Here is a 20,092-nt window from a genome sequence, read left to right as displayed (position 1 = left end):
TACAAATAGGTTTTGTCTAGTTATCTTATATCTTACCAAACATAGTTTTACTTAGTTAGAGCGATAATAAATAATTGTATGATTAAAATTAAAAGTTCTATTTGTACAGGTGCTTAGATATATATAAATAAAGGAGATTAAAAGAAAACAATGAATGAAAAAATAGAAGTCTTAGGTGCGCGCGTGCATAACTTGAAGGATGTAGATGTAATAATACCACGAAACTCATTAACCGTATTAACAGGACTGTCAGGATCTGGAAAAAGTTCACTTGCTTTTGACACTATATTTGCAGAAGGACAGCGTAGATATATAGAAACATTTTCAGCGTACGCACGCAATTTTCTTGGTAATTTAGAACGTCCAGATGTAGATAATATTATAGGTTTGTCGCCTGTAATAGCTATAGAGCAAAAAACGACTAATAAGAATCCGCGTTCGACAGTAGGCACTACTACAGAAATTTATGATTATTTACGTTTGTTATTTGCACGTGCAGGAGAGGCTTTTTCATATATTAGTGGAGAAAAAATGGTGAAATACACAGAGGAAAAAGTTATAGATATGATAATTAACCATTATTCTGATAAGAAGATATTTATTCTCGCTCCACTTGTTAGGAATCGTAAAGGTCATTATAGAGAGCTGTTTGAACAAATGCGCCGTAAAGGGTATCTTTATGTTCGAGTAGATGGAGAGGTGTTAGAAATAACACGTGGAATGAAAGTAGACCGTTATAAGAACCATAACATAGAGGTAGTTATTGATAAAATGGATCTCAGCGTAATGTGTACAAACATATTACATGAACGATTAGAAAAAACAATTTCTATTGCAATGAAGCAAGGTGATGGTCTAATTATGATTTTAAATAAAGAGACGAATGAGGCTAAATTCTTTTCTAAAAGGTTAATGGACCCTGTTACAGGTATAGCTTATAAAAATCCAGCACCTAATATTTTCTCATTTAATTCTCCTGAAGGTGCATGTCCTTGTTGTAAGGGTTTAGGATATGTTAATGAAATAGATGTCAAAAAGGTAATACCTAACAGAGAGTTAAGTATATACGAAGGAGCTATTATCCCATTAGGGAGATATAAGAGGCAAATGATATTTTGGCAGATAGAAGCAATATTAAGAAAGTTCGGTTATACATTAAAAACAGCGGTTAAAGATATTTCTAAAGAGTGTTTAGATGAAATATTAAATGGGTCTATAGAGAAGATAAAAATAGCAAAAGAAATAGTTCTGACTTCATCGGATTATTTTGTTGAATATGATGGGGTGATAAAATATTTGCGAGCAGTTATTGAAGCTGAAGATTCTTTAGTAGGGAAAAAATGGTCAGATCAGTTTATCTCGGAGATAGAATGTCCAGAGTGCAAAGGACAGCGTCTTAATAGAGAAGCATTATCATATAGGCTTTGGAATAGTAATATTGCAACATTAGCAAATAAGGATATAGTAGACTTAAAAAACTGGGTAGAACATATAGAAGAACATCTTAATGAAAAGCAAAAAAGCATTGCTACAGAAATAATTAAAGAGATAGGTAAACGCATTGACTTTTTATTAGATGTAGGCTTAGATTATCTCTCGCTTAATCGTCAAAGTGGTTCGCTCTCAGGTGGGGAAAGTCAGCGCATTCGTTTAGCAACACAGATAGGATCACAACTTGTTAATGTGCTTTATATACTTGATGAGCCATCTATAGGATTACATCAAAGAGATAATGAAAGGTTAATACATTCTTTAAAAGAATTAAGGGATCTTGGTAATACTGTTATTGTAGTGGAGCATGATGAAGACATGATGCGGGCAGCAGACTGGATTATTGATATAGGTCCAAAAGCAGGGCGTAAAGGAGGGGAGGTAGTTTTTCAAGGAACACCAGCAGAAATGTTTAAAACGCATACCTTAACTGCTCAATACTTAAATGGCGAAAGAAGGCTGTCTATACCAAAAGAGCGCAGAAAAGGGAATGGAAAAACAATAAAACTCATAGGTTGTAGAGGAAATAATTTGAAAAAAGTAGACTTAGAATTGCCTTTAGGAAAACTTGTTGTAGTGAGTGGCGTGTCAGGGTCAGGAAAGAGTACTCTTATTAATGAAACATTACAACCTATTCTTTCACATCATTTTTATCGCTCTTTAAAAAAGCCTATGCCGTATGATAAAATAGAGGGAATAGATAATATAGATAAAGTGGTAGACGTAGATCAGAGCCCTATAGGACGCACTCCGCGTTCAAATCCTGCAACTTATACAGGCGTGTTTGGGGATATTCGTCAGCTTTTTGTAGGACTTCCTGAAGCAAAAATACGTGGATATAAAGCAGGACGATTTTCTTTTAATGTGAAAGGTGGACGTTGTGAAGCATGTGGAGGTAATGGATACAAAACAATAGAAATGAATTTCTTACCTGATGTAATAGTACCTTGTGAGAAATGTCATGGTAAACGTTATAATCGCGAAACATTAGAAGTGCGTTTTAAAGGAAAATCAATAGCAGATGTCTTAGATATGACTGTAAACACTGCAGTAGATTTTTTTGAAAGTGTTCCGCAAATATTACCTAAAGTAAAAACATTGCAAGATGTAGGATTAGGATATATTAAGCTTGGACAAAGTTCTACAACTCTCTCAGGAGGAGAGAGTCAGCGTGTAAAACTTGCAACAGAATTATCAAAACGTGATACAGGCAATACACTTTATATTCTTGATGAGCCTACTACGGGTTTGCATTTTGAAGATATCCGCATATTAATGGAAGTTCTACAGAAACTTGTAGATAAGGGGAATACAGTACTTATTATAGAACATAACCTTGATGTTATAAAGATGGCGGATTATGTTATAGATATGGGACCTGAAGGGGGAAAATGTGGAGGACGTATACTTTCACAAGGAACTCCTGAGGAGGTTATAAAAAGTATAAAAGGATATACGCCAAGTTTTTTGGCAAAGCTGTTTAAACAAGATTAATATTTATATGTAATATATATATGTTATAAAGAAAGTTTTATATGACGTGTAATAGTAAAGTGTAGAATTATCTATTTTTTAGTTATCGCATTTTACGATATAGTTTTCGTAGAGCTGTGTTGCGAATTTGTCTAACACGTTCACGTTTTAAGCCTAAAGAGGTGGCTACTTCTGCCATTGTTAATGACGTACCATTTATTCCATACAATTGTGTTATTACAGCTTTTTCACGTTCGTTTAAGCAATTTATACTTTGCATTAATATCGTATTTAGTATATTGCTATTTACGCTGTCGTCTGTGTCTTTGTTGTTATTATTTGGAATAAGGTTTTGTAAAGTAAGTTTATTATTACTTCCTACAGGTATTGGCTGGTCTAAGGAAACAGGTTTTGCACGTTTTTTTTCAAAAAGTTTATTTTCTTTTTTAGGTACTTTATATAATGTGGTTTGCTCCTTTATAGATTTCTCAATTGCTTTGCGGATATATGGCGCAGCAAATTTGACAAAACGTATTCCTTTAGATCCATCAAATTTTTGTGCAGCATACATCATTCCTATATTCCCTTCACTAATTAAGTCGTCTTCATCTAAACCTTGTTCTTTGTATTGGTGTGCAATGGATACTACAAAAGTAAGATTAGCTTTAGTTAGTTTTTCTAAAGCCTTAGCATCACCTATCTTTATGCGATTTGATAGTTGAACTTCTTCTTCGTCTGATAGGAGATTTTCACCTATAATGTCTCCTATATATTTTTCATTTACAGCCATTTTTATGTTTAAAGTATTATTTTGATTTGCGATGCTTTATATACCATTTTATAGTAATATATAATAATGCCGCTATTACTAATATTAAGATGACTATTTTGATATATTCGCCATATTCTTCTATTTTGTTATTTAGTTGGTTTTCTGGAACAAAGCTGTGCATATAATAGCCTAAAGCAGCTAAGATGCTATGCCAAATAGCCGCTCCGATGATGGTATATAATAAAAATTTCCAATATGACATCTTAGCAAGTCCTGCAGGAATAGAAATTAGATGTCTGATTCCGGGTACGAGGCGTCCTGTAATAGTGGCTACCATACCATGAGTATCAAAATATTTCTCACTTTTTTCTACTTTATTTTGAGTTAGAAGGCAAGCACGTCCCCACTTGCTATTAGCAAATTTATAGATAATGGGTCGTCCAAGGTAGTATCCTGCAAGGTAGTTGATACTTGCCCCTATGGCTGCCCCTAAGGTTGAAAAGAGAATAACTAACCATACATTAAGATTGCCATTAGCTGCGTGGTAGGCAGCAGGAGCTACTACTAATTCAGATGGTACAGGTATGACAGTACTTTCTAATAACATTAATAAAAAGATATATCCATAATTAAGTTGAGAAAGTAGCGAAGATATAAATCCCATAATAGTTCTTAGATTTATTTTTTGTTTGATAGATTATAAGAGAGGTGTGGTAGGGTAGTTGTTTGGATCAGTTCCATCAGGGAAGAGATCAGCTAAAAGATCTACGCTTTCATCAGGATTACGTTTTATAGCAACGGCAAGATATTTTTTAAACTCGTCTTCTAACTTTAATTCATAACAGCATCGTGCTAAATAGGCATAACCTGTTTTCCACCTTTCTTCACAATTGCCAATAACAGCCTTTAAAGTGTTATATGCATAATTAGTATAGCCATTTTCAAACGACGATATAGCAATGTGTATCATAGTGTTAGGCTTATCTTCTGATACCCTGTAGGCATGCTCAAAATAATTTTTAGCTTCCTTTTCTTTTCCTTGATAGAGAAGAATATGTCCAATTGTTATATCCACAGAGCTGGTATCTCCAAAGGAGACAATTTCTTTGTATCGGTAATAGCACTTTAGAGCATCATCATAATTGTTTAAAGCAAATAATGCGGTTGCTTTATTGAGTATGGCGTCTTCATCTTCAGGATTAATAGCAATAGCATATTCGCAGGAATTTACTGCGCCATTATAATCTTTATGAAGGATTTGGTTCTGTGAAAGTTCGTTCCAATACTCAATAGAGTAAGGGTTGTTGTCAAGTAAGTGATTATAAATAGTTTCACTTTCCTCGTATTTACCTTCTTCTTTTAATAGCCTAGCACTTGCTTCATGAAAGTCTTTTGTGTCTTTTTGATTTGTTTTTGATAACCAAGCTTTGGCTAATAAAGGCATTGAATAGTCAAGAAAGAAGTTTGCTATGTCTATAGCGTATTCATCTTTTTCTTGTTGTTCGAAAATGTTGTTATACCTATCTTCTATAAAACTGTTAGCCTCATTTACTTTATCTTGTGAAAGCAAAATCTCTGCCATAAGGTATATATACTCTATGTCATTAGTATCTTCTATTTCTTCAGCTAAGGTTAGGGCTGCTTTAATGTCGTTATTATTAAAAAGCTCTATCCTTGCTTTTAGAGCAAGAGGTGCTACTGCCCCCGGGAATATATTAATAGCATAATTTAGGGTATACATCATTTCTTTTACCATTCCTTTGTAATGATAATATTCGCAAATATCAGTAAGGTCTTCTGCATCAAGAGTCCCACTGTTATTACCCTTTAGCAATTCATTGTAAGTGTTTAGAATTGCCTTAAATTTAGCTGTTTGATAGTATTTGTCCAATATGTTTATTTCTTTGTGTTAAGTATAAGTTGTTATTTATTTGTTAGCTTTTTTAGCCCAATTGTCTTTTAAACCTACGGTTTTGTTGAATACTAAGTGGTTATGAGAGCTGTCAGTATCAAGCATAAAGTAACCTATTCGTTGAAATTGTAAATAATCGCCAGGTTTCTTTTCTGCAAGATATTCTTCTACATAGCAATTATTATTAATCTTGAGGCTTTCTGGGTTTATTAGTTCACGAAAGTCGCGTTCATCTGCTGAAGGATTCTCTACACTAAATAATCGGTCGTATTGTCTTACTTCTGCTTTCAAGCAATGATCAGCACTTACCCAATGTAGTGTACCTTTCACTTTTCTGTTAGCCCCTTCCATGCCACTTTTGCTATTTGGGTCGTATTCTGCTTGTACCTCTATAATATTACCATCTGCGTCCTTTGTGCATCCTGTACATGTTACTATATAAGCATTTTTCAGTCTGACTTCTTTACCTGGTGCCATTCTAAAGAATTTTTTTGGCGCATCTTCCATAAAGTCATCTCGCTCAATCCATAAATTCTTTGAGAAAGTAATGGTATGCTTTGTACTATTATTGTCTTCAGGATTGTCAATAGCTTCCATTTCTTCAGTCTGTCCTTCAGGATAGTTGGTAATAACTAATTTGATAGGGTTTATTACAGCACTTACACGTGTAGCACGTTTATTAAGATCTTCTCTGACAGATGCTTCAAGTAACGCTACATCATTTAGGGCATCAAATTTTGTATAGCCTATTGAGTCGATAAAGTGTCTAATACTTTCAGGAGAATATCCTCTACGTCGCATTCCGCATATAGTAGGCATGCGAGGATCGTCCCAGCCGTTTACAAAATGCTCGTCAACAAGCTGATGTAGCTTACGTTTAGACATTACAGTGTATGTAAGGTTAAGACGATTAAACTCTATTTGTCGTGGGCGGTTATCGTCTAAAGGCTTATCTGTTCCATCTTTTTCCTTTAAGAAATCTATAAATTTGTCGTATAATGGACGATGAGGAACAAATTCAAGCGTACAAATAGAGTGAGTTACGCCTTCAAAGTAATCGCTTTGTCCATGTGCAAAGTCATACATAGGGTAAGCATTCCATTTAGTTCCTGTTCTGTGGTGTGGTATATGAATAATACGATAAATAATAGGATCGCGAAAATGCATATTAGGATTCGACATGTCAAGTTTTGCACGTAACACCATACTACCCTCAATAGCTTCAGGCGTATTCATTTTTTCAAATAGAGCAAGACTTTCTTCTATAGGACGATCACGATAAGGCGAAGCTATACCAGCAGTGGTAGGTGTACCTTTTTGTTTAGCTATTTCCTCTGCGCCTTGTTCATCTATATAAGCTAATCCTTTTTTTATCATCCATATAGCAAAATCCCATAACTTCTCAAAATAGTCGGAAGCATAGTAAATATTACCCCATTTAAATCCTAACCATCTGATGTCGTTTAATATGTTTTCTACATATTCATTGTTTTCTTTGCTTGGGTTAGTGTCATCAAAGCGGAGGTTACAAACTCCATTATAGTGTTCAGCTACACCAAAGTCCATGCAAATAGCTTTTGCATGTCCTATATGCAGATAACCATTTGGCTCTGGAGGAAAACGTGTTTGTATTCGTCCTCCATTTTTCCCTTTTGCCAAATCTTCTTCTACGAGCTGTTCTACAAAGCTTAGTGTACGCTTCTCCTCATTAGTATTACTTTCAGTTGTTGTCATTTTATTAATTCGGTCTTTATTTCTTTATGATGCAAAGTTAATTAAAATCGTTCTAATATTTGCATAAAATCGATAGTTTTAGCGCAATTAGGTGATTATTAAGATAATACATACTAAATAGTAGGTGATTAAGCATCTGTTACGAGGCAGTATATATGTGTGTGTTTTTTTATAGAAAAGTATTCCAATTTGTTACCCGAAGTAAAGGTATTAGCCTTTTTTAAAAAGGAAAAGTTTGGTAGGACTAAAGGTAAGTGATAAAGATTTATTGTAAAAAAACATCTGTTCTTTTGTTAGATTGTAGTTTTAAGTATATCTTTGTATTGTAAACATTATGTATAATAAAAAAAAGAACATTATGAAAAAGTATGAATGCGAACCATGTGGTTATGTTTATGATCCAGAAGTAGGTGATCCAGATGGCGGAATTGCTCCAGGAACACCTTTTGAGGATATTCCAGAAGATTGGGTTTGTCCTATTTGTGGTTTAGGCAAAGAAGTATTTGTTGTAGTGGAATAAAAATTCCTATACATGTTTAGAAATTGAAAGGCTGTTTACTTATTTTAGTGAATAGCCTTTTTATAATAAAAATGATTTACAATAGTTTCTCTTTGAGCAAATAGGATTTTTGTTAATATAATGTTATTTTAATCTCTTTCTTTGTACTTTTGTATAATTGTATTTATAAGAGATATGGATAAGTTTTTGATGTTTTTAAGGTCTTGCTCATTACCTATAGCCATAACAGTAGGTATTGTTGTTTATGTGCTTTTTGCTTATATTCCTATTTTAACAAATGTAGGTTTGATATTTGAACCAATAGTGCAAATGTCTATGCCTATACTTATGTTTCTTGTTTTGTATGTTACTTTTTGTAAGGTAGATTATCGTAAATTGAAGTTTACTTTGTGGCATGTAAATGTTATCCTTGCTCAAATAGCTTTTATGGTTTTACTTTTAGGATTAATCTACCTTCTTAACATAAAAGGAGCATTGTTTGTTTTGATAGAATCTGTTTTTATCTGTATTATATGTCCATGTGCAACAGCAGCAGCAGTAGTAACAAGTAAGTTGGGAGGGAATTTAGAGGAAATGACTACTTTTACTTTTGTTTCTAATTTTTTAAGTGCTGTCTTTATTCCTTTTTCTTTTCCTTTACTTGAGCCTTCTACGCATATAGCTTTTTGGACAGCTTTCTTTTCTATTTGTTATAAGGTAAGTATAGTGCTTGTTGTGCCTATGTTGTTAGGCTATATTACTAAGCATAGCTGTTTTCTTAGATGGCTTTATATCTGGATTCTTTCGCAAAGAAATTTAGCTTTTTATCTGTGGTGTGTAGTTTTAATGACGGTATCAGGGATAACGATGCGCAGTATTATAAGTGCTGATATTTCTAAGTTTTGGCTTTTATTAATAGCTTTATCATCTCTTGTTGTTTGTATCTTCCAGTTTAGTATTGGAAGATTTATAGGTAAACACTTTGATAGAAAGGTTGAGGCAGGACAGGCTGCAGGGCAAAAGAATACTACTTTTGCCATTTGGATAGCAAGTTCTTATCTTAATCCATTATCTTCGGTTGGTCCCGGTTGTTATATTTTGTGGCAAAATATTATTAATAGTTTGCAACTTTGGAAGTATGATAAAAGGCATAAGTCAAAGTAAAAAAAATAGAGCTATTATGTTTTACTAAAAGTAATGGTTATATATTAATGTGATAAACAGCTGAATGTATATTAGAAGAAGATGCGTAAGAGAGAAAAATATTATATCTATATAGGTATAAGATGTTTTGTTTAGCTTTAATTAATCGCTTATTAAAACTAAAAATAATTTATTTTTATAATAAAAATAAATTAAAAATACACTAAAAATAGATTATTTTTAAAAGCAAAGCATCATCTTTCTCTTTACAAAAGACACTTTTAAAAGCTGAGAAAGATGATGCTTTATAGATAGGGTAGAGGCTTATAGTTGTTTTAATTTTGTTTTTTTTCTTTTTTCTTTGTAGCTATAATGAAATAGCTAATCAGAGCTATATATGCAATGATAGAGCAAAGCTCTGAAAGGTGGTTGTTCCACCAGTTTTCATAATCGAACTCAATACCTCCAAACTTGATAAGTGCAGACACAACTCCCATTAATGCTCCTCCTGCAATAAATCCTGATGCTATAAGTGTACCCTTTTCGTTTCGAGCAGTGTTTATAGCTTTATCTTTTGAGCGAGAAGTTACAAACCAATTTATAGTCCCTCCAATAAGTAGTGGTATGTTTAGTTCTAAAGGAATGAACATACCTAAAGAAAAGGCTAATGCAGGTATTTTGCAGCGGTCTAAAACAAGTGCTATAATAGCTCCAATACCATATAGTATCCATGGTGCTCCCTGCCCGCTCATAAGTGGTTTTATCACAGCAGCCATAGCGTTAGCTTGTGGCGCAGCAAGTTTACCGGTATTAAATCCATAAGTTTTATCTAAAACCATCATTACTCCAGCTACAGTAGCTGCAGAAATTATGGTTCCTAAAAATTTCCATGTTTCTTGTTTTTTGGGTGTTGTACCTATCCAATAGCCTATTTTGAGGTCTGTAATAAACGAGCCTGCCATAGAAAGAGCTGTACACACTACACCTCCCATTAACAAAGCTGCTAACATACCTTCTTTACCTGTTAAGCCAACTGCAACCATTATCACGGAAGCAAGAATTAGAGTCATGAGAGTCATTCCTGAAACAGGGTTTGAGCCTACTATAGCGATAGCATTAGCTGCCACGGTAGTGAACAAGAAAGCAATGATAGTGACGAGAATAATGGCAACTATGGCATGTAATATATTAAAATTCATTACACCGAAATAGAAAAACAGAAAGGTAATGATAAGTGTGCCAATACTACCAAATGCAATTATTTTAAAAGAAATATCTCTCTGTGTACGAATTATTTCTGCATTACCAGCACCTTTTCCTTTTATTTCTCGAGCAGCTAATCCTACTGCACTTTTTATAATTTTCCACGATTTGATTATACCTATAATACCGCTCATAGCTATTCCGCCTATACCTATAGAGCGTGCATAGCTCTTAAAGATAAGTTCAGGAGTCATTTGCCCGATGGTTTGCGTTATGTTATGATCCCACATATTAAGTACACTATCGTGAAAGAAGATGTTCATACCAGGCACTACTACCCACCATATAGTTAGGGAGCCACAGCAAATGATAAAGGCATATTTCAAACCAATGATATATCCTAAACCTAAGATGGCAGCACCTGTGTTTACTTTAAGTACCAATTTTGCTTTATCTGCAATAGTTTCCCCAAGACCTATAATACGAGTTGTTACTGTTTCGTTCCACCAACCAAAGGTAGATATTATAAAGTCGTATAACCCTCCAACTAATCCTGCAAGTAATAAAGGTTTTGCTTGGCTTCCTCCTTTTTCACCACTTACTAATACTTGCGTTGTAGCTGTTGCCTCTGGAAAAGGATATTTACCATGCTGCTCTTTAACAAAATATTTGCGGAAAGGAATAAGAAAAAGAATTCCTAATACCCCTCCTAATGCCGCAGCAATGAATATTTTAAAGAAATCAGCTTCAAGGTTGAGCATATAAATGGCAGGCATTACAAAAATTCCGCCTGCAACAACAGCTCCGGAACAAGCTCCAATACTCTGAATAATAACGTTTTCGCCTAATGAATTTTTACGTTTGGTGGCAGAAGAGAGCCCTATAGCTATAATAGCAATAGGGATAGCGGTTTCAAAAACCTGCCCTACTTTTAGTCCTAAATAAGCGGCTGCGGCAGAAAAAAGTACTGTCATAACTATACCCCATGTTATAGACCATGTGCTAACCTCGGGATAGTTTTGATTTTTTTTCATAATAGGTTCATACTCTTCTCCTTTTTTGAGTTCATGAAAAGCGTTTTCAGGTAACTCAATGTTTGTTTTTTCTTGATTCGCCATTGATTGGATTTTTATTTATAATTGCCTGTTTTATTACTATTGGCTACAAAGATAGATAAAAAAGATAGTAATAGCTAACAATTAAAAGTAAAATATTATCTTTGCAATCATGAAAGAAATAAAACCTATTGCAGTTTTTCACTCTCCGCTGACATCAAAGTTTGGTATTCCTCGTCAGAGTGGTATTGTGGAAAATATTATGGGAACGATAGAGTTGTTACCACCTTATAATAAAAAAGAGGCTATTCGCGGGATAGAGAAATTTGATTATCTCTGGCTTATTTGGGGTTTTTCAGCTAACAAACCGGTAAAGAAAGTTATTAAAGAAAGTGTTAAACTTACAGTTCGTCCACCACGTCTTGGAGGTAACGAGCGTGTAGGTGTGTTTGCTTCTAGATCTCCATTTCGCCCCAATGGCTTAGGGTTGTCTTCGGTAAAGATAGTAGAAGTGAAGGAGAGTAGTATAGATGTTAGAGGTGCAGATTTAATGAATGGTACTCCTATATATGATATAAAACCTTATCTATCGTATGTAGATAGCCATATAGAAGCTCGTGGCGGGTTTACAGATGAAAATAAATGGAATATATTGAGAGTGGATATAGATAAAGAGTGGGGTATGAAGTTTGATAATAAAAAAATGGAAATGTTGAAGGAGATATTAAAGCAGGACCCTCGTCCACAATATCATCATGATGATAATCGTGTATATGGTATGTCTTTTGATGGTAAAGATATTAGATTTAAGGTTTCAAATGGAGTACTCACAGTATGTGATGTTGTAGAAACAATAAAAAGAAAATAACAAAAAAAATATATGCCATTATTTTAAAAAAATGGCATATAAAAAGATAAGAGTATTTGTGTTACACCTTATTATATATATAGGACTTATAATCTCATTAACTTATTCTGTCATAGATTCTGTATTTGTTTTAGATGTAGACTTGATATTGTTAGGCTCTTCTTTTTCTTCAGTAGAAGGAGTTTTATCATCTGTTTCACTATTGTGAGTGCTATTTTCTTCAGTTTCCTCTTTGATATGTCGAGGTATGGTTTGCTTTCTAATACTATTAAATACTTTCTCAGCAGCAACGTCCTCCTCCTTTGTTTCGTTGGAATCTTGCGTTGTAGTATCTTTTTGTTCAGTAGAAAGGTTGCTATTATGGCTTTCTGCTAAGTTAGAGTCTGGCTCAATAGCTGTTTGTGTGTATTCTGGATCGTTTTTATGATTGTTATAATATAATACACCAAATACAATAAGAAAAATAGTTCCTATTACTATGAAGATAACCAAGCCTTTACCTAGCTGTGGGTTATCATCTTTGTAGCTGTCCGAATGTGGTATTGGAGCTCCACAGTTAGGACAATATTGCTCTTTATCATTTATCTCTGTATTACATTCTGGACATTTCATATTTGTATCTTTCGTTATTTTCTATTGGCAAAAGTAAAGGAAAATATAGAAAAGGCAAAGTAAATACCAGTTTTTTTGTATCTTTGTGCAGATTTTATAGTTATAGCCTTAAAGCTCTATAGGAGATGAAAGGTTATTAAAAGAATGGTTGGATACAAAATATTCTTATTATTTTGATGAAATTATTATTTGTAGTTATTATGTTTTATATGGGTTGTAGCTGTGTTTCAGCTCAATCTATGCGCGATATTTGGATTAATATGCCAAAAGGGCTAATACCTTATCTTAATAAGAGTTTACGTACAGACCTTATAGATGGTGTGAAGAAAAAGCCTTATGCCCCTGTAAAAAACTTATTAGGCGACACCACAAGAATAGAAAGAATGACAGATAATTATTTGAAAGTAAGATTGAATAATAAAACTTATCTTCAAATAAAGAAAATAAATGCTAACACTATAGCAGTAGTAAAATCGTGGAATTATCCCACTTCTGATAGTGAGCTTAATATATATTCTACAGATTGGTGTATACAAAAATATAGCAAAATAGACTTAACTTTGCATACAGAGAAGCCTGACACAATGCAAGAGTCTACTTACAATGAGCTGAAAAGTTTATTATCGCCTTATTTTGTTGTTTTCACCTTATTGGAGAAAAAGAATGATCTAATAGTGGATTATTCTTTCCCTCTTTTAGGAAAGAAGGACTATGAGCGTGTTAAGCCCATAATTAAAACTAGGGTATTGCATTGGCAAGATAATGGGTTTAAATAATGTTTTTATTGTAACGAAACAAGTTTTATAATGATTCTATCACTTTTATTAAATCATAAATAACATATAGAAAAATGAGTTTGAAAGTGCGTTTAGCGTTGATGAACTTTTTAGAGTTCGCAGTGTGGGGAGCTTATCTAACCTCTATGGGTAGGTATCTTGGTAACCTTGGTATCAGTCGTGATATAGGTTGGTTTTATTCTATGCAGGGGGTAGTATCTATTTTTATGCCTGCTATTATGGGTATCATTGCTGATAGATGGGTTCAGGCTCAACGATTGTTAGGTATTTGTCATTTCTTGGCAGGCTTGTTTATGTTTTGTACCGCCGCTTATGGCTTGAGTGCCGGCGTTCGCGCAGAGTTTTCTATAATCTTTAGTTTATATTCTTTGTCAGTATCTTTTTATATGCCTACATTAGCATTGTCTAATTCTGTGGCTTATTCTGCTTTAAGCGATGCAGGTATGGATACAGTTAAAGCTTTCCCTTCTATACGTGTGTTTGGGACAATAGGTTTTATTTTGACAATGTGGTTAGTAGATATATTAGGTTTTCAAAGTAATCAAAACCAGTTTGTTACTTCTGGTGTTGTAAGTATAATATTGTTCTTTTATACATTTACTTTACCAGCTTGTAAGGTTTCTAAGGATGTAGATAAGAAAAGTTTTATAGATGCTTTTGGTCTTCGTGCTTTTTCCTTGTTTAAGGAAAAGAAAATGGCTATATTCTTTATTTTTTCGATGTTATTAGGTGTTAGTTTACAGATAACTAATAGTTTTGCTAATCCTTTTTTATTTAGTTTTGGTGCCGAGCCACAGTATGCTCAAGCATTTGGTGTGCAGCATGCTAATATATTAATAAGCCTTTCACAAGTAAGTGAAACTTGTTGTATTTTGCTAATACCATTCTTTATGAAGCATTATGGTATAAAGAATGTAATGCTTATAGCTATGTTTGCATGGGTATTACGTTTTGGGTTGTTTGGTTTGGGTAATCCAGGTTTTCCCGGTGTCTTGTTATTTATCTTATCAATGATAATTTATGGTGTAGCTTTCGACTTTTTTAATATTTCAGGTTCTTTATTTGTCGATCATTATACAGAATCTTCACTACGCTCATCGGCACAAGGCTTATTTATGTTAATGACAAATGGTATAGGGGCGACCATAGGAACTCTCGTTGCTCAGGCTGTCATTAATGCTTATACGCATGCTATGCCTATAGGTGATAACACTATAACAGTGGGAGATTGGCCTGCATGTTGGTTTATTTTTGCTGGTTATGCTCTTATAGTAGGTGTATCATTTGCTATTATTTTTCGTCCAAAGAAAGCTCAATGAATAAGATACCACTTAGATATTCAGGTCTGACCCAGTTAGTCGATTCCAGTAATCTTTACCTTATTATATTAGAGAATATGGAAAAGAATAGGCATATAGCTATTGTGTGCAACGATAATGTTGAGCATGAATTGTCTATGCGTTTAGCAGGAAAAGTGAATACTACTAATTGGTTACCTGAAGTGTTGTGTACTCTTAATCCTATGATGAGTTATGAGCATTATGAGGTTTTGATAAATGGAATTGTAGATGGTGAATATAAAGTATATTTGATTAGTAAAGATGATTTGAGCTATACTTCCATACGTGCTTCTGATGCTGTTCTTTTAGCTTTAGTGGCTAAACTTGAAATATATATTGAAGAGAAATTGTTCAATCAGCAAAGCTGTGCTATTAATATAAATAAAGAACGCGTAGCATTGCCTATAAATGCGCTAAATAGTGATATGCTTAACAGTGCTCTTAAAAGGGCTATAGCTTTAGAAGATTACGAGTTAGCTTCACTCATTAGAGATGAGCTAAATAAGCGTACGAGTAAAGATAAGGCATAACAAATATCTGTAGACAATAAATGAAAGAAGTAAGATTTTTCTATGTTCCCGACGTTAAAAATTCTACGGAGCTGCCAGCAGAAGAGATGGTTCACGCTGTTAGGGTTTTACGTATGAAGCAGGGAGATGAGCTTTTCCTCATGGACGGAGCAGGATATTTCTATCGGGCACAAGTGACAATGACTTCTGCTAAACATTGTTTTTATACAATAAAAGAAGCCCTTTATCAGAAAAAAAACTGGCGAGGGCATATTCATTTAGCCATAGCTCCTACTAAGGATATTGGGCGTATAGAATGGTTAGCTGAAAAAGTTACAGAAATAGGGATAGATGAGATTACATTTTTAAGCTGTAGATTTTCTGAGCGCAAACAGTTACGTATTGATAGAATAGAAAAGATTATAATATCAGCTATGAAGCAGAGCCGTAAGGGGTGGAAACCTATAGTTAATGAAATGACCTCGTTTGGCGACTTTATACGTAAAGTTTCAGCTACTACATATTCTAATAAAAAGCCTTCTATTAATAAGTTTATATGTCATTGTTATGAGGAGATAAAAAAGAAAGATTTATTTTCTTTACTAACAAAACGTAACGCTTTAGAAAGAGATGTACTTATACTTATAGGGCCAGAGGGCGATTTTTCTGTAGAAGAAGTAGATTTGGCTTTGGCTAATGGCTTTCAAAGTGTTACTTTAGGAGATAGCCGATTACGAACAGAAACAGCTGGTCTTAGCGCTGTAACTATGGCACAATTAACAAACAGAGAAAGAAATAATATTTTTATAGACATAAAAGACGAAGAAGGTGGTGTATGATAATAGTGTCTTACATCACTTTTTTTGTTATAGAGTTTTAAAATGACAAATACTATTTTATTTATAATATTATTCAAGGACTTAACAATTTAACAAAAAAATAAGCGGCTTTTAAAGTTGTTTTACTAAATTTGCAAAAAGAATTAAAATCACTTTTAATAATTTTCATTTAATTTTTTAAACTATGCAGAAAAGATTGTTCTTTCTGATTGTAATGTTAGTTGCAATGGTAAGTACTACCATGGCACAGATAACAACATCAGGAATTAGTGGTAAGGTAACTTCTCAAGGGGAGGATGTGATTGGAGCAACAGTGACAGCTACGCACCAACCATCTGGAACTATTTACAGAGCAGTCACAAACATTGATGGTAGATTCTCCATCGAAGGTATGCGTGTAGGCGGTCCATATAAAGTGGAAATAGCTTACATTGGTCAAAAGACTAAGATTTTTAAGAATGTTAATCTACGGTTGGGGGAAACTGAAGATTTGTCTTGCAGAATGGAAGACGATTCTAAAGAGCTTCAAGAAGTAGTAGTAACAGGTAATGCAGGGCTTAACGGCACAAAGACAGGTGCAGCACAGGCTATCTCTTCAAAGCAAATTGCAGAAATGCCCAGTATCACCCATGGTATTGCTGATGTGGCTCGTCTAAACCCTCAAATAACAACATCATCTAATGGTGCTATTTCGTTTGCAGGTACTAGTAACCGTTATAACACATTTATGATAGATGGCGCGATGAATAATGATATGTTTGGTTTGGCTGCAAGTGGATCTAATGGAGGTCAGGCAGGAGGTCAGCCTGTTTCTATGGAAACAATAGAGCAAATACAAGTAAATGTTGCGCCTTTTGATGTACGTCAGAGTGGTTTTACTGGTGGTGCTATAAATGCCATCACTAAGAGTGGTACTAATCATTTTCATGGAAGCGTATATGGCTTTGGTAATAATCAATATCTTATAGGAAGCTCTTATCCTTTTTCTGACGGAACAGGTTATGCGCCAAAGTATAATAAGCAGAATGAGTATCAAGCAGGTTTCACTTTTGGTGGACCTATTATAAAGAATAAGTTATTCTTCTTTGTTAATTATGAGCATGCCAATAAGATATATCCTAACCTTAATGGATATGGGCAAGAAGGGTCAAGAGTAAATAAAGAAAGAGCCAATTCTGTTTTAGATATGATAAAAGAAATGGCTAAAAAACAAGGTGTGGAATATGATGGAGGTTTTTCTAATCCAGATATCTATACTAAAAGTAATAAGATAGGAGCTAAGATAGATTGGAATATTAATGAGGCTAATAAGTTTTCATTTCGTTGGAGTAATGTTGTTGCAAAGCGACTTAATAATGTAAGTTCAGCAACTTCTATTAATGACAACTTATATACTTATCCTTTTAAGAGTGTAACCAATTCTTTAACAGCAGAGCTTCATAGTCGTATTGCTCCTACAATAAGCAATGAAGTGCGTGCTACATATGTTCGTGTACGAGATAAGCGTGATGTAAGATCTTTTTTCCCAAGTATTTCTGTGAGAGATAATGGAGGTAATATAAACATAGGTAATGAGCGTTCCTCTGCAGCCAATTCATTGGATCAAGATATATATACCTTTGAAGATAATTTGACGATATATAAGGGAAATCATACGTTTACATTTGGTACACATGATGAATATTATAAGTTTGCTAATTTATATATTCAAGATTATACAGGAACCTATCAGTTTGATGATTTTAAAAGCTTTGAAAAATACTATAAAGATGATGTAGCAAATACTTTCAATGATAAGGAAAAGTATTTTCGTAGTTATAAGTATGGTCAGGCTAATGTAGATGTTACAGGAAATAAACGCTGGAGAACACCTTTTGCTGCAGGTCAATTAGGTTTCTATGCACAAGACAAGTGGGCTATAATGCCATCATTAATGATTACGTATGGCTTGCGTGTGGATATACCTTTATTTTTCGATACTCCTGAAGAAAACCAAGGGTTTAATGATTATGCTTCAAAGCATAATTGGGGAGTTCGTACAAATCATAAATTATCAAGTACTCCTTTATGGAGCCCACGAGTAGGTTTTCGTTGGGATATAAATAAAGATCGTCGTTTTATTCTTCGTGGTGGAGTAGGTGTGTTTACTGGTCGTGTCCCATATGTTTGGATAAGTAATAATTTTGCAAAAACAGGTGTTCAGCTAACGACTTATTCAGTAAATAATCCTAAAGGTGTTAAACTTGTGCTTGATCCAAATAAACAATTGTCGAATGCAGAAAAGCTAAAAGCTTCAGGAAGCCAAGAAGTAGATGTCTTTGATGATAGGTTTAAACTGCCTCAGGCATTAAAATTTAATCTTGGTTTTGATGCAAGATTATTAGATATAGATTGGACGGCAGAGGCTATTTATTCTAAGACATTAAATGATATTTATTATAAGGATTTGGCTTATGACCTTACTGGTAAGACCTTCGGAGATGAGACTGGTTACACTTGGGATAATCGTCCTATGCTTGAAAAAACTACAAAAGGCACTCCTTATAGTCATGTTTATGCTCTATATAATACTAATAAGGGATATACTTTAAGTTTGTCTTTAAAAGGAGAAAAGCATTTCAACTTTGGATTAGAACTTATGGCAAGCTATACTTATACGAGGTCTAAGAGTATTAATAGCGGAACATCTTCTGTTGCAGCAAGCAATTTTTCTTTTAATACAACATATCGTAATCCTAATGATCCTGAGCTGACATTTAGTGCTTATAATGTACCTCACCGTGTTCAAGCAAGTGCTTATTATCATTTACAGTATGGTTATAAGAAAGCTTGGCAAACAACAATAGGAATGATCTATCAAGGTCGTAGCGGCTCACCTTATTCTATAGAAATGTATGGTGATATGAATGGAGATGATGCTACTGGTAATGATGCATTCTTTATCCCAACAGATGAGCAAATAGATAAAATGAAGTTTGCTACCGATGTTCGAGTAGATAATAGTAAGGATATTTACCCACTTATAACTAAAGTATTAGGACCAAAATACTCAGGTATGCTTACTCCAGAGCAGCAACGTGCTTTGATGAAAGAGTATTTAGGGTCCGAGTCTTATATGAAAAATCATCGTGGAGAATTTTTTGAACGATTTGCAGATAATATGCCTTTTGAAAGCCACTTTGATCTTCATATAGCTCAGAAATTTAGTTTCAAAGTAGGTAATAATATCAATGGTATAGAACTAAGTCTTGATATTATAAATGTAGCAAATCTTTTAAATAAAGATTGGGGACATACTTACGGCGATAACTTTAATGGCTATTATAGTCCTTTTAACTATAAAGGTAAGGGAGTATTTAAGTTTGATGGTACTCATGTTGCCCGTAATTATGTTGATTATAACAGTAGATGGCGTGGTCAATTAGGATTAAGATATACATTCTAAAAAAAAGTATTTTTAAATAAGAAATTTTGATAGAAGACATTATGATTATAGATTTTGATAAAATTCCAGAAGAGCATATAGAGGGCTTTAAGGGAGGAACAGGAAAACTTGACATTCGCAGCTATGTTGATAATAAAGTGCGTATAATGTATTCTACTTTACGTCCTGGTGCTTCAAGTGGTAAGCATAAGCATATAAACTCGTTTGAAACAATGTTTATAATAAGTGGAGAGCTTACAGTGCATTATGATGATAAAACGGAGGTAGCGCGTGTTGGTCAGGTACATTACTGCCCTGAGGGTCATATGCATTGGTTTGAAAACTGTACAGATCATGATGTTGTTTATTATGCTATTGTGCCTAATTTAGGTTAGACTAATAAATCTATCAATTTTAATAA

Annotated in this window: 16 protein-coding genes; 10 read left to right on the top strand and 6 right to left on the bottom strand. The window is 33.9% G+C overall.

Translation table 11 applies throughout. The features are described from left to right. The first annotated feature begins 150 nt into the window (after positions 1-150). Complete coding sequence (gene uvrA / locus HMPREF9018_RS02660) at positions 151-2,985, top strand: excinuclease ABC subunit UvrA (RefSeq protein WP_008447558.1); 2,835 nt, start codon at positions 151-153, stop codon at positions 2,983-2,985. 82 nt (positions 2,986-3,067) lie between these two features. Here the strand turns inward: uvrA and HMPREF9018_RS02655 are convergent, their stop codons facing one another. The 4 genes from HMPREF9018_RS02655 to HMPREF9018_RS02640 are packed head-to-tail and all read right to left on the bottom strand — an operon-like array spanning position 3,068 to position 7,382. After that, a complete protein-coding gene (locus HMPREF9018_RS02655; RefSeq protein WP_008447560.1) occupies positions 3,068-3,754 on the bottom strand; it encodes a sigma-70 family RNA polymerase sigma factor in 687 nt (228 codons plus the stop codon). Between the two features lie 16 nt (positions 3,755-3,770). Beyond that, entirely contained in the window at positions 3,771-4,400 is a 630-nt protein-coding gene (locus tag HMPREF9018_RS02650; RefSeq protein WP_008447571.1) for a DedA family protein, read from the bottom strand. Positions 4,401-4,433: 33 nt separating this feature from the next. Next, positions 4,434-5,627: a tetratricopeptide repeat protein gene (locus tag HMPREF9018_RS02645; RefSeq protein ID WP_008447551.1), complete on the bottom strand. Its 1,194-nt coding sequence runs from the start codon at positions 5,625-5,627 to the stop codon at positions 4,434-4,436. Positions 5,628-5,663: 36 nt separating this feature from the next. Continuing rightward, positions 5,664-7,382 (bottom strand): glutamine--tRNA ligase/YqeY domain fusion protein, encoded by a 1,719-nt coding sequence (locus HMPREF9018_RS02640; protein WP_008447564.1) that lies wholly within the window; start codon positions 7,380-7,382, stop codon positions 5,664-5,666. Positions 7,383-7,740: 358 nt separating this feature from the next. Between HMPREF9018_RS02640 and rd the strand changes: the two genes are divergently transcribed. After that, positions 7,741-7,902 carry a rubredoxin gene (gene rd / locus HMPREF9018_RS02635; protein WP_008447565.1) on the top strand — a complete coding sequence of 54 codons (162 nt, stop codon included), beginning with the start codon at positions 7,741-7,743 and terminating at the stop codon, positions 7,900-7,902. 174 nt (positions 7,903-8,076) lie between these two features. Next, positions 8,077-9,045: a bile acid:sodium symporter family protein gene (locus HMPREF9018_RS02630; RefSeq protein ID WP_008447570.1), complete on the top strand. Its 969-nt coding sequence runs from the start codon at positions 8,077-8,079 to the stop codon at positions 9,043-9,045. Positions 9,046-9,359: 314 nt separating this feature from the next. Here HMPREF9018_RS02630 and HMPREF9018_RS02625 read toward each other — a convergent pair whose 3' ends face one another. Further along, complete coding sequence (locus HMPREF9018_RS02625) at positions 9,360-11,345, bottom strand: OPT family oligopeptide transporter (protein WP_008447559.1); 1,986 nt, start codon at positions 11,343-11,345, stop codon at positions 9,360-9,362. A 109-nt stretch (positions 11,346-11,454) separates the two neighbouring features. On the opposite strand from HMPREF9018_RS02625, the gene tsaA reads away from it, so the two are divergent. Beyond that, a complete protein-coding gene (gene tsaA, locus HMPREF9018_RS02620) occupies positions 11,455-12,150 on the top strand; it encodes a tRNA (N6-threonylcarbamoyladenosine(37)-N6)-methyltransferase TrmO (RefSeq protein WP_008447547.1) in 696 nt (231 codons plus the stop codon). Positions 12,151-12,252: 102 nt separating this feature from the next. Here tsaA and HMPREF9018_RS02615 read toward each other — a convergent pair whose 3' ends face one another. Next, positions 12,253-12,762, bottom strand: a complete 510-nt coding sequence (locus HMPREF9018_RS02615; protein WP_008447561.1) for a zinc ribbon domain-containing protein — start codon at positions 12,760-12,762, stop codon at positions 12,253-12,255. Between the two features lie 176 nt (positions 12,763-12,938). On the opposite strand from HMPREF9018_RS02615, the gene HMPREF9018_RS02610 reads away from it, so the two are divergent. The 6 genes from HMPREF9018_RS02610 (at position 12,939) to HMPREF9018_RS02585 (ending at position 20,066) form a co-directional block, all read left to right on the top strand. Next, entirely contained in the window at positions 12,939-13,538 is a 600-nt protein-coding gene (locus HMPREF9018_RS02610) for a DUF3256 family protein (RefSeq protein WP_039864125.1), read from the top strand. 74 nt (positions 13,539-13,612) lie between these two features. Continuing rightward, entirely contained in the window at positions 13,613-14,878 is a 1,266-nt protein-coding gene (locus HMPREF9018_RS02605) for an MFS transporter (protein WP_008447555.1), read from the top strand. After that, a complete protein-coding gene (locus HMPREF9018_RS02600; RefSeq protein WP_039864124.1) occupies positions 14,875-15,429 on the top strand; it encodes a bifunctional nuclease domain-containing protein in 555 nt (184 codons plus the stop codon). The genes HMPREF9018_RS02605 and HMPREF9018_RS02600 overlap by 4 nt, the downstream gene beginning before the upstream one ends. Positions 15,430-15,449: 20 nt before the next feature. Then, on the top strand, positions 15,450-16,247 hold the full coding sequence (locus tag HMPREF9018_RS02595) for a 16S rRNA (uracil(1498)-N(3))-methyltransferase (RefSeq protein ID WP_008447549.1): 798 nt from the start codon (positions 15,450-15,452) through the stop codon (positions 16,245-16,247). Between the two features lie 184 nt (positions 16,248-16,431). After that, the gene (locus HMPREF9018_RS02590; RefSeq protein WP_008447562.1) at positions 16,432-19,692 is read left to right on the top strand and encodes a TonB-dependent receptor; all 3,261 of its coding nucleotides are present in this window, start codon (positions 16,432-16,434) and stop codon (positions 19,690-19,692) included. A 41-nt stretch (positions 19,693-19,733) separates the two neighbouring features. Then, positions 19,734-20,066, top strand: coding sequence for a cupin domain-containing protein (locus HMPREF9018_RS02585; protein ID WP_008447553.1), 333 nt, complete (start codon positions 19,734-19,736; stop codon positions 20,064-20,066). Positions 20,067-20,092 lie beyond the last annotated feature (26 nt).

This window comes from Prevotella amnii CRIS 21A-A (assembly GCF_000177355.1).
Classification (GTDB): domain Bacteria; phylum Bacteroidota; class Bacteroidia; order Bacteroidales; family Bacteroidaceae; genus Prevotella; species Prevotella amnii.
Note: the sequence above shows the minus strand (reverse complement) of the source record. Positions and strands in the feature narration are given on the sequence as shown.